This is a genomic window from Cellulomonas palmilytica, from assembly GCF_021590045.1.
In the GTDB taxonomy this organism is placed as follows: Bacteria; Actinomycetota; Actinomycetes; order Actinomycetales; family Cellulomonadaceae; genus Cellulomonas; species Cellulomonas palmilytica.
The window spans coordinates 2,094,656-2,109,617 of the sequence record NZ_CP062221.1 but is presented as its reverse complement, the minus strand read 5'-3'; the positions used below and the strand labels follow the sequence as shown (position 1 = coordinate 2,109,617).

The window sequence follows — 14,962 nt, the reverse complement described above, 5'->3', positions numbered from 1 at the left end:
GGGCCTACAGCGCGTCGTCGCCGTGCTCACCGGTGCGGACGCGAGCCACGTCCTCCACCGGCACGACCCAGACCTTGCCGTCGCCGATCTTGCCGGTCTGCGCCGCGCGGACGACCACCTCGACGACCCCGGCGACGTCCTCGTCCGCGACCAGCACGTCGATCTTCACCTTCGGGACCAGGTCGACCGTGTACTCCGCGCCGCGGTAGACCTCGGTGTGACCGCGCTGACGGCCGTAGCCGCTCGCCTCGCTCACGGTCAGACCGCGGACACCCGCCGCCTCGAGGGCCGACTTCACGTCGTCCAGCCGGTGCGGCTGGATGACCGCCGTCACGAGCTTCGTCATCACTTCACCTCCGTCACGACCCGGGCGCCGCCCAGGGTCTCGTACGCGGACTCACCGTGCACCGCGAGGTCGATACCGCCGACCTCCGCGTCCTCGCTGACCCGCCATCCCAGCGTGGCCTTGAGGACCAGGCCGATGACGAGGGTGACCACACCCGAGAACACGATCGCGACGAGAGCGATGATGACCTGGATGAGCAGCTGGTCGAAGCCGCCGCCGAAGAACAGGCCCGTGTCCGCGGCCAGGAAGCCGATGAGGACCGTGCCGACGAGGCCACCGACGAGGTGGACGCCGACGACGTCGAGCGAGTCGTCGTAGCCGAACTTGTACTTCAGGCCCACCGCGAGGGCGCACAGCACACCGGCGATGACGCCGAGGATGATCGAGGTGACCGGGCGCAGCGAGCCGGCGGCCGGCGTGATGGCGACGAGGCCGGCGACGATGCCCGAAGCAGCACCGAGCGACGTGGCGTGTCCGTCACGGATCTTCTCGGTGACGAGCCAGCCGATGACCGCGGCGGCCGTCGCGGCCGTCGTGTTGATCCAGGCGAGACCGGCGTTGCCGTCGGCGGTGAACGCCGAGCCCGCGTTGAAGCCGAACCAGCCGAACCACAGGAGCGCGGCACCGAGCATGACGAACGGCAGGTTGTGCGGGCGCATCGGCTCCTTGCCGAAGCCCTTGCGCTTGCCGATGATCAGCGCGAGGACGAGGCCCGCGACACCGGCGTTGATGTGGACGACCGTGCCACCGGCGAAGTCGATCGGGGTCGTGTTCGCGACCTCGTCCGTCACACCGAAGATCGACGCGGCGATCGAGCCCTCGGCACCCGAGAGAAGGCCGCCGCCCCAGACCATGTGGGCCATCGGGAAGTAGGCGAGCGTGACCCAGGCGGCCACGAAGACCAGCCAGGTGCCGTACTTCACGCGGTCGGCGAGCGAGCCGCTGATCAGGGCGACCGTGATGATCGCGAACGTCACCTGGAAGGCGACACCCACGGCCTGCGGGACGCCGAAGCCGTCGATGATGAACTCGCCCGAGTCGTCCCACAGCGTCCCGGCCAGACCGAACTGGTCGAACGGGTTGCCGAAGATTCCGGCGACGTCGCTGCCGTACGACATCGACCAGCCCCAGAGCACGTAGACGATGACCGTGACGGCGATAGCGCCGAACGACATCATCATCATGTTCAGGACGGACTTGCCGCGGACCATGCCGCCGTAGAAGAACGCCAGCGCAGGCGTCATGAGCAGCACCAAGGACGCTGACGTCAGCATCCAGGCTGTCGCTCCGGTGTCCAGCTCCATGAGTCGCTTCTCCCCTCGCCAGCCCGGGGTGGCTGGTCGCGGACAACATTCGGGGAGCGGCGTTTCACCAGGACGCTGCGAGCGTTACCGGCAGGTGACAAGGGCCACCCTCGTGTAAACGTTCGGTTTCGCAGCGGGTCGCTCGTCCCGCATGACCGAAGCGTTCCCGGGGGGCTCGACGGGCGCGGGCTACTGCAGGAGGCCGTCGACGAACGCCTCGGGGTCGAACGGCGCGAGGTCGTCGGGACCCTCGCCGAGCCCGACGAGCTTGACGGGCACGCCCAGCTCGCGCTGCACCGCGACGACGATGCCGCCCTTGGCGGTGCCGTCGAGCTTGGTCAGCACGATGCCCGTGACGCCGGCGACCTCGCCGAACACGCGCGCCTGCTGCAGGCCGTTCTGACCGGTGGTCGCGTCGAGGACGAGCAGGACCTCGGTGAGCGGCGCCTCCTTGGTGATGACGCGCGTGATCTTGCCGAGCTCGTCCATGAGGCCCGCCTTGTTCTGCAGGCGGCCGGCGGTGTCGACGACGACGACGTCCACGTCGGCCTGCTTGCCCGTGCGGACGGCCTCGAACGCGACCGACGCGGGGTCGGCGCCCTCGCGCTCGGAACGCACGGTCGGCACGCCGACGCGCGAGCCCCACGTCTCGAGCTGGTCGGCGGCGGCGGCGCGGAACGTGTCCGCGGCGCCGAGCACGACGGAGCGGTCCTCGGCGACGAGCAGGCGCGTGAGCTTGCCGATCGTCGTGGTCTTGCCCGTGCCGTTGACGCCGACGACGAGCAGGACGGCGGGCGTGCGCGTGCCGTCGTCCGCGACGCTCGGCGCGGTGTGCAGCTCGCGGTCGAGCGTGGGGTCGACGAGCTCCAGGAGCTGGGCGCGCAGCAGGGCCCGCACCTGCAGGGGGTCCTTGAGGCCCTCGACGCGCACGCGCGTGCGCAGCGCCTCGATGAGCTCGCCCGTGGGACCAGCACCGACGTCGGCGAGCAGGAGGGTCTCCTCGAGCTCGTCCCAGTCGTCCTCGGACAGGTGGTCGCGGGAGAGCACCGCGAGCAGGCGCGTGCCCAGCGGCGAGCCCGAGCGCGACAGCCGGTCCCGCAGTCGCGCGAGCCGCCCCGCGGCGGGCGCCGGGACCTCGACCGCGACGGCCTCCTCGAGCGCTCCGACGTCGACGGCCTCGGGCGCCTCGACCGGCGTCGGGACCTCGTCGGTGCCGAGCCCCGCGGTGGGCGGGACGTCGACCGTGACGCCGGACGCGTCGTCGTCGGGCGCGGCGGCCTGCGAGGGGACGCGCTCGACCGTCGTGGTCGTCGACGAGGTCGGCGACGTGGTCTCGTCGTCGCGCGAGCGGCGGCGCGAGACGAACAGGGTCGCGACGACCGCGACGAGCGCGATCGGCACACCGGCGGCGATGAGGGTGGTCAGGACGTCGGGGTTCACCCCCACAGTCTGACGGGGCACGGGGCGGGGACGCGAACCCGGGCCGCACGTCGGGACCGCCGCGGCGGCGCGCGGCGGCGACGCAGGATCCGGGACCGGGTCCGGCCGGGCGATTCGTTTCGCCTCGTGGTCGCGGTCGCACCGGGTGGGTACGTTCACAGACCGATGCGGCCGACTCTCGGTCGCGCTGGGAAAGCGCCATCCACGACGGAGGTACGCCATGACCCGCAAGAACGCCGGACCCGCTCACCGGGTGCCGCCCACGCTCAGACGCGCGCGCCTGACCCTCGCCGCGGTCGTCGTCGGGGCGCTCGCCGGCACGCTCGGCCTCGTGTCCGCCCTGGGTGCCACCGCGGCCACGGTCGACCCGAGCGCCTGGTACGTGCTGGTCAGCCGCAAGAGCGACAAGGTCCTCGACGTCCAGGGGCAGGCGACGAGCGACGGCTCACCCCTCGTCCAGGCCACCCGGACCGACGCGACGAGCCAGCAGTTCAGGCTCGTCGCGGTGGGCGACGACCGGTACGAGCTGCTCAACCGCAGGTCCGGCAAGGTCGTCGACCTGTGGGAGTGGAGCACCGCCGACGGCGCCACGTTCCGGCTGTTCACCGACCTCGACGGCGCGAACCAGCGGTTCCGGCTCGTCGACCAGTCGGGCTACGTCCGCCTCGTCAACCAGCACTCCGGCAAGGTCGTGCAGGTCGCGGGCGCCTCGACCGCCGAGGGCGCGGCGATCGTGCAGGGCACGGACGGCAAGTCGTACCACCAGCAGTGGCAGCTCGTGAAGGTGGGCAGCGGCAGCGCTCCGACCGCCACCGCGTCGGCCTCGTCGTCGCCGAAGCCCACATCGTCGCCGACGTCCGGGACGGGCGGCTCGACCTCCTGGCCCAGCGCGACCGGCCAGCAGAAGGTCTCCTCCACCATCGCGGTCAGCGGCACGTTCGACGGCAGGCTCGTGCGCTACTACGGCATCTCGTCCGGCGGTCAGGACGAGTCGCAGCCGCCCATGTTCCAGCTCTCCGACGGTGCCGTGCTCAAGAACGTCATCCTCGGGTCGGGGGCGGGCGACGGCGTCCACTGCACCGGCACCTGCACGCTGCAGAACGTGTGGTGGGAGGACGTCGAGGAGGACGCCGCGACCCTCAAGGGCAGCTCGTCCTCGCAGGTCATGACGATCGACGGCGGCGGCGCGCGCTCCGCGTCCGACAAGGTGTTCCAGCACAACGGCCCGGGGACGTTCGTCATCAAGAACTTCCAGGCGTCGGACATCGGCAAGCTCTACCGCTCGTGCGGCAACTGCTCCAAGCAGTACGCGCGCACGGTCGTCGTGCAGGACGTCACGGTGACGGTGCCGGCGAAGTCGCTCGTCGGGATCAACCCCAACCTCGGCGACCGGGCGACGCTGTCCGGGATCACGATCGTCGGCGACTCCTCCCGCAAGGTCGCGATCTGCGAGGAGTACAAGGGCGTGACCTCGGGCGAGCCGTCGAAGGTCGGCTCCGGTCCGAGCGCCGCGTGCGGGTACACCGCGTCGGCGGTCGTCTACCGGTGACGTCCCACCGGTGACCCGCACGGCCCCGCGTCGCCCGGCTCCCGGGGCGGCGCGGGGTCAGCCGTGGCGGCGCAGCGGGTTCGCGCGCGCGGCCTTCTCACGGGCGCGGTGCAGACCGGCCTGCAGGTCGTCGACGTGCAGGTAGCCCTCGCCCTGCTCGGCGGTCGCGCGCAGGAAGTCGGCGAGCGACAGGTCGACGGGCTCGGCCTCGGCGGCGATCGCGGCGTCGACCTGGTCCGGGGCGGGGTTCTTGCGCGCCCTCCAGCCGCGGCGGAACGCCTGCAGGGGCGACTCGTCGTCGCGACGGTCGTCAGCGTCGGACGCGCTGGCGACGAGCAGCACGACACCCGCCACGACGAGGGCGACGAGGATTCCGATGATGACGGGAAGCACGGGACAAGTGTCGCCCGGTGCTCGCGGGAACGCCCTCCGTGGGAGGACTTCGCTCGCGTTCCCACACACGATCTTCACGCCCGCGTGCGCGTCAGGCGGAGTCCCTCATCCGCTGGCTCACGACGGTCGTCACGCCGTCCCCGCGCATGGTCACGCCGTACAGCGCGTCGGCGATCTCCATGGTGCGCTTCTGGTGCGTCACGACGATGAGCTGCGAGTCCTCCTGCAGCTCGCGGAAGATCTCCAGGAGCCGCCCGAGGTTCGCGTCGTCGAGCGCGGCCTCGACCTCGTCCATGACGTAGAACGGGCTGGGCCGGGCCTTGAAGATCGCGACGAGCAGCGCGACCGCGGTCAGCGAACGCTCACCGCCCGACAGCAGCGACAGCCGCTTGACCTTCTTGCCCGCGGGACGTGCCTCGACCTCGATGCCCGTGGTGAGCATGTCGCCCGGGTCGGTCAGGACGAGCCGGCCCTCGCCGCCCGGGAACAGGCGCGGGAACACGTCGTCGAACGCCGCCGCGGTGTCCCGGTAGGCCTCCGCGAACACCTGCTCGACGCGCTCGTCGATCTCCTTGACGATCTCGAGCAGGTCGGCGCGGGACTTCTTGAGGTCCGCGAGCTGGTCGGCGAGGAACTTGTGCCGCTCCTCGAGCGCGGCGAACTCCTCGAGCGCGAGCGGGTTGACCCGGCCCAGGAGCGAGAGAGCGCGCTCGGCGGCGCGCAGCCGCTTCTCCTGCTGCTCGCGCACGTACGGCACGTGCGTCGGGGCGTCGGGGTCCGGCTCGGTGCCGGGAGCGACGACGACGGGCACGTCACGGTGCGGACCGAACTCGTCCAGCAGCACCGCCGGGTCGAGCCCGAGCTCCTCGACCGCGCGCGTCTCGAGCTGCTCGATGCGCAGCCGCTGCTGGGTGCGCGCGACCTCGTCGCGGTGCGCGACGTCGGTCAGCCGCCCCAGCTCCGCGGCCTGCTGCTCGACGGTCACGCGCGCCGCCGAGATCGCCTCGTCGCGCCGCGCGCGGGCAGCCTCGGCGGACTCGCGCTCGTCGGACGCCCGCCGCAGCGAGCCCTCCAGCAGCGCCAGGGCTCGCGTGGCGCCCTCGCGCACCGCCTCCGCGACGGCGGCCTGGCGTGCCCGCTCGCGCTCGCGCTCGGCGGCGCGCTCCCGGGCCACACGCTCGGTGCGGGCCGCACGCTCGAGCGACTCGGCACGCCCCGCCAGCGCGCGGGCCCGCTCCTCGGCCGTGCGCAGCGTCAGCCGGGCCTCCGTCTCGCGCTGGCGCGCACTCGTGGCGGCCTCCAGCAGCGTGTCCCGGCGGGCCGTGCCCTGCGTGATCTGCGCCTCGCTCTCGACCGGCTCGACCTCGGCGGCGGCCAGCCGCGCCGTGAGCTCGGCGAGCTGCGCCGTGTCCTCCTCGAGCGTGCGGGACGCCGCGTCGAGCGACGCCTGCACACGCTCCGCCTCGGCCTTCGCGGCGCGCGCCGTCGAGCCCAGGTTGCCGAGCTGCTCGGCGACCGCCGCGAGCTGCGCGTCGGACTCGTTGAGCCGCTCGAGCGTCTCGTCGTACCGCGTGCGGGCCTCGGCCTTGTCCTGCGTGGCCCGCGTGACCTCGAACCGCAGGCGCTCGGCGTCGGCCGTCGCGGCCTGCGCCGCCTGGCGAGCCTGGTCGAGCGCGGCCTGCAGGTGCAGCGCGCTCGGCGCGCTCGCCGAGCCGCCCGACGCGCGCGTCGCCGACAGGACGTCGCCGGCGCGCGTCGCGACGACGAGGTCGGGCGCCTGCGCGAGCACCGCGCGCGCCCCCGCGAGGTCGTCGACCACGACGACGTCCGCGAGCAGCGCGTGCACCGTGCCGCGCACGTTCTCGGGCGCTCGGACCAGGTCGACCGCGCGCACGGCACCTGCGGGCAGGTCCGTCGGGAGGTCCGTCGGGAGGGAGTGCGCCGCGGACGTCCCGCCGCCGACGAGCAGGCTCGCGCGACCTGCGTCCTCCGTGCGCAGCCAGCGGATCGCGTCGACCGCCGCCTCGAGCGACTCGACCGCGACCGCGTCGGCCGTCGCGCCGAGCGCGGCGACCACCGCCTCCTCGTCCGCCTCGTCGACCGCGAGCAGCGCCGCGACCGAGCCGATGGTCCCGGGCAGCGAGTCCGCCGCGAGCAGCGCTCCCGCGCCGTCCTTGCGCGTGAGGCTGAGCTCGAGCGTCTCGGCGCGCGACTCCTGGTTGGCGCGCTCGCGCTCGGCCGCGGCCAGGTCCTCGGTGAGCTCCGCGAGGCGCGTGGTGGCGGCCTCGAGCGCCTCGGCCGCCGACTCGTGCGCGGCGTCGAGGCCCTCCTCGCCCTCCTCCGCACCCGCGACCTGCGACTCGAGCGCCGCGAACTGCGCGGTCGCCTCGGCGCCGCGGCGCTCGGCCGCGACGAGCGACTCGCGCAGGCGGCCGAGCTCGGCCTGCGTCGCCTCGACGCGGCTGCGCCGCGCCGCGACCTGGCCCGCGAGCCGCGCCACGCCCTCGCGGCGGTCCGCGGCACCGCGCAGCGCGGTCGCGAGCTCCTTCTCGGCGTCGGCCGCCTGCTGCTCGACCTCCTGGCGCGCGGCGACCGCCGCCTCGAGCGCGCCGCGCGCGAGGTCCACCTCCGCGGCGAGCTCCGCCTCGGCCTGACGCACGCGCTCGGCCTGCGCCGCGAGGTCGTCGGGGTCCCGACCGTCCGTGCGCTCGGGCGCCGCCGAACCGAGCAGCCGCACGCGGTCCGCCGCGAGCGACGCGGTGCCGCGCAGGCGCTCGCGCAGCGACGACAGCCGGTACCAGACCTCGCTGACCTCCGAGAGGGCCGGTGCGGCCTCGGCCGCCTCGCGCTCGAGCGTCGCGAGGCGGGCGCGCGTCTGCGTGAGCGCGGCCTCCACCTGCTCGCGCTGGCGCGCGACCGCGGTCTCGTCGGCGATCTCCTGCTCGAGCTGCGCGGTGAGCTGCGCGAGGTCGTCCGCGAGCAGGCGGGCGCGGGCGTCGCGCAGGTCCGCCTGCACCACCGCGGCCTTGCGGGCGACCTCCGCCTGCCGGCCGAGCGGTCCGAGCTGGCGGCGGATCTCGGCGGTCAGGTCTCCCAGGCGCGTGAGGTTGGCCTGCATCGCGTCGAGCTTGCGCAGCGCCTTCTCCTTGCGCTTGCGGTGCTTGAGGACGCCCGCGGCCTCCTCGATGAACCCGCGCCGCTCCTCGGGCGTCGCGCGCAGCACCGCGTCGAGCTGGCCCTGCCCGACGATCACGTGCATCTCGCGGCCCAGGCCGGAGTCCGAGAGCAGGTCCTGGATGTCGAGCAGGCGGCAGCCCTGCCCGTTGATCGCGTACTCCGAGCCGCCGTTGCGGAACAGCGTCCGGCTGATCGTGACCTCGGTGTACTCGATCGGCAGCGCGCCGTCGGTGTTGTCGATCGTCAGCGACACCTCGGCGCGGCCCAGCGGAGGACGCCCCGCGGTGCCCGCGAAGATGACGTCCTCCATCTTGCCGCCGCGCAGCGACTTCGCGCCCTGCTCCCCCATGACCCATGCGAGCGCGTCGACGACGTTCGACTTGCCGGACCCGTTCGGCCCGACGACGCACGTGACGCCCGGCTCGAAGCTCAACGTCGTCGCCGAGGCGAACGACTTGAACCCGCGCAGGGTCAACGTCTTGAGGTGCACGTCCGCGAGTGTAGGTGGCGCGCGGTCCCGAGCCGGGGACGTGGACGGCGAACGGGCCGGACCGGGGCGCGCGCCCCCGTCCGGCCCGTCCGGGATGTCACAGGTTCGGGAACCAGAGCCCGATCTCCCGCTCGGCCGACTCCGGGGAGTCCGAGCCGTGCACGATGTTCTCGATGACCTTCTTGCCCCAGTCGCGCGCGAGGTCGCCGCGGATGGTGCCGGGCGCCGCCGTCGTCGGGTCGGTCGCACCGGCGAGCGAGCGGAAGCCCTCGACGACCCGCTGGCCCTCGACCACGGCCGCGACGACCGGTCCCGAGAGCATGAAGTCGACGAGCGGCTGGAGGAACGGCTTGCCCGCGTGCTCGGCGTAGTGCTCCGCGAGCAGCTCGGGCGTCGCCCGGCGCAGCTCGAGCGCGACGAGCGTGTAGCCCTTCGCCTCGATGCGACGCAGGACCTCCCCCACGTGGCCGCGCGCGACGCCGTCGGGCTTGACGAGGACGAGGGTGCGCTGCGAGACGGTCATGGCGCCCACCCTAGTGTCGGGCGGCCGCCCGACGGCCCGGTCGTCCACGCTCGTCGGACGTCACCTTCGTCACGTCTCGTCCGGGTCCGTCGTCGGGCGCACGGGGTCAGGCCGTGGCGGTGCCGCCCGGCTCGAACGGGTGCGCGGCGTCGTACTCGGCGCGCTCCCGGTCGATGCGCCCGCCGATCCGCAGCGCCGCGACCCACAGCCCGACGAACACGAGCGCGACGAGCACCGCGATGTCACGCGCGACCGCCGGCAGGACGATCGCCGCCGCGACGAGCCAGCCCTGCAGCACCCAGCCGACGAGGTACCCGCCGCGGCGCGTGACCAGGCCGGACGCGACCACCAGCAGGAGGGCGAGCCCGCCCCCGACGGCCCACACGACGGGCGTCGGGGCCACGCGCAGGCCGTACGCCACGAGGGTCGCGAACAGCACGCAGCACGCCTCCAGCACGAGGATCGTCTGGGTGAACTGCGGCTTCGCGGGTCGCTTGCGGCGCACGGCCGGCGCAGGGGACGTCACCGGCCCAGGCTACCCGCGCGCTCGTCGTCGACCGTGCCCCGGACCGAGTCCTCGGCCGTGCCCTCGGCCGTGCCCTCGGCCGTGCCCTCGGCCGTGCCCTCGGCCGTGCCCTCGGCCACGGTCTCGACGTGCTCGGTGAGCTCGTCGACGACCGTCGCGGACGGTGCGCCCGACCCGTCGGCGGCCACGGCCTCGCCGCGCGCGACCATGCCGGCCACGTCGGAGAGCGTGACCTCCTTGAGGAACAGCGCGAGCACGAGCCCGATGAGCACGAGCGGCACGAAGTACCAGAACGACGGGGCGAGCGTGCTCGCGAACGCGTCGATCACGCCGGACTTGTAGGGCTCGGGCAGCGCTGCGACGGCCTCCGGTGTGATGTCGGAGGCGCCGGCGCCGCCCTCCGGGGCACCGGCGAACACGTCGGTCAGCTTCGCGAACAGCGCGGTGGTGAAGATCGTCGAGAAGATCGCCGTCCCGACGGCCGCGCCGATCTCGCGGAAGAAGTTGTTCGCGCTCGTCGCGGTGCCGAGCTCGTGCGGGTCGACCGCGTTCTGCACCGCGAGCACGATCGTCTGCATCACCAGGCCCATGCCGGCGCCGAGGACGAAGATCATCGCGCCGAACAGCACGAGCGACATGTCTCCCGTGATGCGCGTGAGCCACATCAGGCCGAGCGCGGTCACGAGCAGGCCGACGACCGGGTAGATCTTGTAGCGGCCGGTCTTCGTGATCGCGACGCCCGAGCCGATCGCGGTGAGCATGACGCCCGCCATCATCGGCAGCAGCAGGAACCCGGACTCCGTGACCCCCACGCCCGTGGACATCTGCAGGAACGTCGGCAGGAACGCGAGCGCCGCGAACATGCCCGCACCCAGGATGAAGCCGATGAGCGTGGCGATCGTGAACGTCGGGTTGCGGAACAGCCGCAGCGGCAGGATCGGGTCCCGCGCGAACCGCAGCTCGACGACGACGAACGCGACGATCGCGAGGACCGTGCCGGCGACGAGCGCGACGAGGCGCTGGTCCGACCAGTCGTAGTCGCGGTTGCCCGAGAACGAGGTCCACGAGCTCGCGAGCACCAGGCCCGACGTCGCGACGACCAGGAAGAAGATCCCCGCGACGTCGACCGGCCGCTCCGAGCGGTGCGACGGCAGCTGCAGCGTCACCCACGCGGTGACGAAGGCCGCGATGCCGATCGGGATGTTGATCCAGAAGCACCAGCGCCAGTCGGCGTGCTGCGTGAACAGGCCGCCGAGCAGCGGGCCGATCACGGCCGCGATGCCGAACAGCGCGCCCATCGGCCCCATGTACTTGCCGCGGTCCTTGGCGGGGACGATGTCCGCGATGATCGCCTGCGACAGGATCATCAGACCGCCGCCGCCGAGGCCCTGCACGCCGCGCCAGAACACGAGCTCGCCGAACGACTGCGCGAAGCCCGCGCCGGCCGACGCGAGCGTGAACAGGCCGATCGCGACGAGGAACGGCCAGCGCCGGCCCCAGATGTCGCCGAACTTGCCGTAGAGCGGCATGACGATCGCGATCGCCAGGATGTACGCGGTCACGACCCAGCCCTGGTGGGCCACGCCGTCGAGCTCGCCGACGATCGTCGGCATCGCGGTGCCGACGATGGACTGGTCGAGCGAGGACAGGAACATGCTCGCGAGGAGCGCGCCGAAGATCAGCCAGACTCGGCGCTGGGTGAGCACGACGAGCGGTGCGCCGCTCGTCTGCTCGGGCGTGGTGGCCACGGCCATGGGTACCTCGTTCAGGGTCGTACGGCCCGGGCCGAGGGACGGTCCGGGAGCGGGGGTCGGACGCCGAGAGGCGTCGGTGGGTCACACGACGAGCGCGCGCAGGCCGTCGACGAGCGCCGCGAGGTGCGTGCGCGGGTCGGTGCCCGGGCTCGCCTCCCAGCGCATCGCGGTCGAGTGCACGAGGAACAGCGCGAGCGACGCGACGACGTCCGGGTCGACGGCCGGCGCGCGGTCGTCGGCGGTGGCGAGGCGCTCGGTGGCGAGACGCTCGGTGGCGAGACGCTCGGTGACGAGCTCGGCCATCTGGGTGCGGTGCGCCTCGACCCACGCGATGTGCCGCGCGAGCAGCCGCGGGTCGTGCGACGCCAGCTCGAGGGTGCGCAGGAAGCGCTCCTGCCCCATGGGCGGGTGTCGCATCGCGTCGGCGAGCAGCTCCTGCAGGTCGGTCAGCAGGTCGCCCGTGGGTCCGCCGTCGACGAACGTGCCGGTCGCGGGTGTCGACAGGACCCACGGCGCGTGCCCGAGCACGGCGTCGTCCTTCGACTCGAAGTAGTTGAAGAACGTGCGGGTGGACACGCCCGCGGCCTCGCAGATGGCCTCGACCGTGACGGCGTCGAGCCCGTCGCGCGCGACGAGCCGGTGCGTGGCGTCGATGAGGGCCTCGCGTCGCGCGCGCTTCTTGCGCTCGCGCAGCCCGACGTCGCCCGTGGGCTCGAGCGCACGCGCGAGCTCCGCCAGCGTGGGCCGCCCGTGGTGCTCGGGCGGGGCCCCGGGCTGCGCAGGCTGCGCGGGCTGCGTGGGCGCAGCGGGACGGGCGTCGATCACCCGGCGAGATTACATCGACTGCAACTTTGCAGTCGATGCATTTCCTGCGACGTGCGTCACGCCCGCGATCAGATCTCGCCGAACCCCGCGTCGATCGCGTCCGTGAGCGCCATGACCGCGGCCTGCGCCTGCGGCCCGCTCGCCTCGACGTGCAGCTCCGCGCCCTGCGTCGCGCCCAGCTTCATGAGCTCGAGCACGCTCGCGGCGTTCACGCCGTTGACCGAGACCGTCGCGTCGAAGCCTGCGAGCATCCGGGCGACGACCGCCGCGGGCCGCGCGTGCAGGCCGAGCGGGTTGAGCAGCGTGCGCGTCGCACGCACCACTCCGCCCGCGTCGACCTCGTCCGTCGTGTCGACGGTCTGACCGGGCACGGATCCTCCTGAGCTGTCCGAGGTGGGAGCGGAACCGAAGATCGACCCCGCATGGGCGACGGACGCGAGCACGCCCGTCAGGTCGGCGCCGCCGTGCGCCGTCACCGCGGCGGCGACGGCACCCTCGACGAACGGTCCGTCCGCGACGCGCACGCGCGCCGCGAGGTCCGGCTCGGCGAGCTCCAGCACGGACTCGGTGGTCAGCCCCGCGGAGCCGAGGTCCGCGAGCACGGCCACCGACCGTCCGCCCTCGGCCGCGCGCGCGAGCGCAGCCTCGACGCGGCCGTAGTCCGTGCCCAGGCCGCCGCCCTCGAGCCCGCCGGCGGGCACGATCAGCACGCCCGGGGCCATCTGGCCCGCGAGCTCGGCGGCCCCCGCCGCGAGCGCCTCCGAGTGCGAGACGAGCACGAGCGCGACCGCGGCGAGCGTGCGCGGCTCCTCGTCGGGCCCGTCGGCGGCGCGCTCGTCGGGCACCGTCGTCACGACGCCCGCCCGGCGGCCACGACCGCCGCCTCGAGCAGCAGCTGCGTCGAGCGGGCGCCGGGGTCCAGGTGGCCGGCCGAGCGCTCGCCGAGGTAGCTCGCGCGGCCCTTGGTCGCGACGAGCGGCACGGTCGAGTCCGCACCCTCGGCCGCCGCGTGCGCCGCCGCGGTCAGCACCGCGACCGGGTCACCGCCCGCGGCGGCGGACGCCGCGGCGGCCTCGGCCGCGGGCGACCAGGCGTCGACCATCGTCTTCTCGCCCGTCGTGGCCTTGCCGCGCGCCACGACGCCGTCGAGCGCGGCCTCGACGAGCGCGACGACACCCGCGGGGTCGAGCGCGGGGACGGCGGTGGCCTTCGCGGCGCGCAGGTACGCGGTCCCGTACAAGGGGCCCGCGGCGCCACCGACGGTCGACATGAGGGTGGTCGCGACGAGCTTCAGCACGTCACCGACCGCGGCGGGCGGCTCCGCGAGCGCGTCGAGCTTGCCCACGACGGCGGTGAACCCGCGCTTGAGGTTCTCGCCGTGGTCGCCGTCGCCGATCTGCCGGTCGAGCTCGACCAGCTCGTCACGGTGCTCGACGACCGTCCGGGCGCTCTCGCGCACCCAGTCCACGGCCCACGCCACGTCCAGCGCCATGCCACCTCCTCGAAGTCGGTCCCTGCCAGGGGTTGCCCCGGTCATCCTCGCACTGCCGACCGGGTCACCAGCGCAGGGCCGTGGTGTGCACGGGGGCGTCCCACAGGGTGGTGAGCTCGCCGTCGAGCCGCAGCACCGTGACCGACGCACCCTGCATCTCCAGCGACGTCACGTAGTTCCCGACGAGCGAGCGCGTGACGTTCACGCCCCGCTCCTCGAGCAGCGCGCGCGCCTTGCGGTAGACGATGTACAGCTCGGACGCGGGCGTGCCGCCCATCCCGTTGACGAACAGCAGGACGTCCTCGCCGGAGGCGAGCCCGAGGTCGTCGACGACCGGGGTGAGCAGCAGCTCGGTGATCTCGTCGGCGCTCGCGAGCGGGATGCGCCGGCGGCCGGGCTCGCCGTGGATGCCGATGCCGATCTCGATCTCGTCCTCGGGCAGGTCGAACGACGGCTTGCCCGCGTGCGGGACGGTGCACGCCGTGAGCGCCACGCCCATGGAGCGGACGTTCGCGACGACCTTGCGCGCCACGGCCTCGACCGCGTCGAGGTCGTCGCCGCGCTCCGCGGCCGCGCCCGCGATCTTCTCGACCGCGACCGTGCCCGCGACCCCGCGCCGCCCGGCCGTGTACAGCGAGTCCTGCACCGCGACGTCGTCGTCGACGACGACCGTGCGCACCGCGACGTCCTCGGCCTCGGCGAGCTCGACGGCGGTCTCGAAGTTGAGCACGTCGCCCGTGTAGTTCTTGACGATCGCGAGCACGCCCGCGCCCGCGTCGGCGGCCTGCAGCGCCGGCAGGATCTGGTCGGGCGTCGGGCTCGTGAACACCGCGCCCGGCACGGCCGCGTCGAGCATCCCCGCGCCGACGAAGCCCGCGTGCAGCGGCTCGTGCCCGCTGCCGCCGCCGCTGACGAGCCCGACCTTGCCGCTCACGGCACCGCCGGCCCGCGTGACGTAGTCCGGGTCGTGGTGGACGGCGACCACGTCCGCGTGCGCCGCACCGAACCCGTCGAGCGTCTCGCTGACCACCTGTGCCGGGTCGTTGATGAGCTTCTTCACTCCCGCTCTCCTGTCTCTGGGCCCTCGTCCGGTCCCGTCCCGGGCCCGGGTCGACCAACGCCCCCGCTCGTCCCTCACCTTCG

Annotated in this window: 13 protein-coding genes; 1 reads left to right on the top strand and 12 read right to left on the bottom strand. The window is 73.7% G+C overall.

Translation table 11 applies throughout. From position 1 onward, the window contains the following. Positions 1-4: 4 nt before the first annotated feature. The 3 genes from F1D97_RS09610 to ftsY all read right to left on the bottom strand — a co-directional run bounded on the left by F1D97_RS09610 (position 5) and on the right by ftsY (position 3,090). Entirely contained in the window at positions 5-346 is a 342-nt protein-coding gene (locus F1D97_RS09610) for a P-II family nitrogen regulator (protein WP_013884134.1), read from the bottom strand. Next, a complete protein-coding gene (locus tag F1D97_RS09605) occupies positions 346-1,650 on the bottom strand; it encodes an ammonium transporter (protein ID WP_236120305.1) in 1,305 nt (434 codons plus the stop codon). Before F1D97_RS09605 ends, F1D97_RS09610 begins: the two co-directional genes overlap by 1 nt. A 189-nt stretch (positions 1,651-1,839) precedes the next feature. After that, on the bottom strand, positions 1,840-3,090 hold the full coding sequence (gene ftsY, locus F1D97_RS09600; RefSeq protein WP_236120304.1) for a signal recognition particle-docking protein FtsY: 1,251 nt from the start codon (positions 3,088-3,090) through the stop codon (positions 1,840-1,842). A 220-nt stretch (positions 3,091-3,310) separates the two neighbouring features. Here ftsY and F1D97_RS09595 point away from each other — a divergent pair, with 220 nt between their 5' ends. Continuing rightward, on the top strand, positions 3,311-4,639 hold the full coding sequence (locus F1D97_RS09595; protein ID WP_236120303.1) for a pectate lyase: 1,329 nt from the start codon (positions 3,311-3,313) through the stop codon (positions 4,637-4,639). A 57-nt stretch (positions 4,640-4,696) separates the two neighbouring features. On the opposite strand, the gene F1D97_RS09590 is transcribed toward F1D97_RS09595, so the two are convergent. The 9 genes from F1D97_RS09590 to dhaK form a co-directional block, all read right to left on the bottom strand. Then, entirely contained in the window at positions 4,697-5,032 is a 336-nt protein-coding gene (locus tag F1D97_RS09590) for a hypothetical protein (RefSeq protein WP_236120302.1), read from the bottom strand. A 91-nt stretch (positions 5,033-5,123) separates the two neighbouring features. Next, positions 5,124-8,699: a chromosome segregation protein SMC gene (gene smc / locus F1D97_RS09585; protein ID WP_236120301.1), complete on the bottom strand. Its 3,576-nt coding sequence runs from the start codon at positions 8,697-8,699 to the stop codon at positions 5,124-5,126. A gap of 97 nt (positions 8,700-8,796) precedes the next feature. Continuing rightward, complete coding sequence (ndk, locus tag F1D97_RS09580; RefSeq protein WP_236120300.1) at positions 8,797-9,222, bottom strand: nucleoside-diphosphate kinase; 426 nt, start codon at positions 9,220-9,222, stop codon at positions 8,797-8,799. A gap of 106 nt (positions 9,223-9,328) precedes the next feature. Next, positions 9,329-9,748 (bottom strand): DUF4233 domain-containing protein, encoded by a 420-nt coding sequence (locus tag F1D97_RS09575; protein WP_236120299.1) that lies wholly within the window; start codon positions 9,746-9,748, stop codon positions 9,329-9,331. Further along, positions 9,745-11,502, bottom strand: coding sequence for an MDR family MFS transporter (locus tag F1D97_RS09570; protein WP_236120298.1), 1,758 nt, complete (start codon positions 11,500-11,502; stop codon positions 9,745-9,747). The genes F1D97_RS09575 and F1D97_RS09570 overlap by 4 nt, the downstream gene beginning before the upstream one ends. An 81-nt stretch (positions 11,503-11,583) precedes the next feature. Next, positions 11,584-12,327 (bottom strand): TetR/AcrR family transcriptional regulator, encoded by a 744-nt coding sequence (locus F1D97_RS09565; RefSeq protein WP_236120297.1) that lies wholly within the window; start codon positions 12,325-12,327, stop codon positions 11,584-11,586. A 68-nt stretch (positions 12,328-12,395) separates the two neighbouring features. Next, complete coding sequence (gene dhaM, locus F1D97_RS09560) at positions 12,396-13,172, bottom strand: dihydroxyacetone kinase phosphoryl donor subunit DhaM (RefSeq protein ID WP_236123554.1); 777 nt, start codon at positions 13,170-13,172, stop codon at positions 12,396-12,398. 5 nt (positions 13,173-13,177) lie between these two features. Then, on the bottom strand, positions 13,178-13,819 hold the full coding sequence (gene dhaL / locus F1D97_RS09555; protein ID WP_236120296.1) for a dihydroxyacetone kinase subunit DhaL: 642 nt from the start codon (positions 13,817-13,819) through the stop codon (positions 13,178-13,180). 64 nt (positions 13,820-13,883) lie between these two features. Then, a complete protein-coding gene (gene dhaK, locus F1D97_RS09550) occupies positions 13,884-14,879 on the bottom strand; it encodes a dihydroxyacetone kinase subunit DhaK (protein ID WP_236120295.1) in 996 nt (331 codons plus the stop codon). Positions 14,880-14,962: the final 83 nt, after the last annotated feature.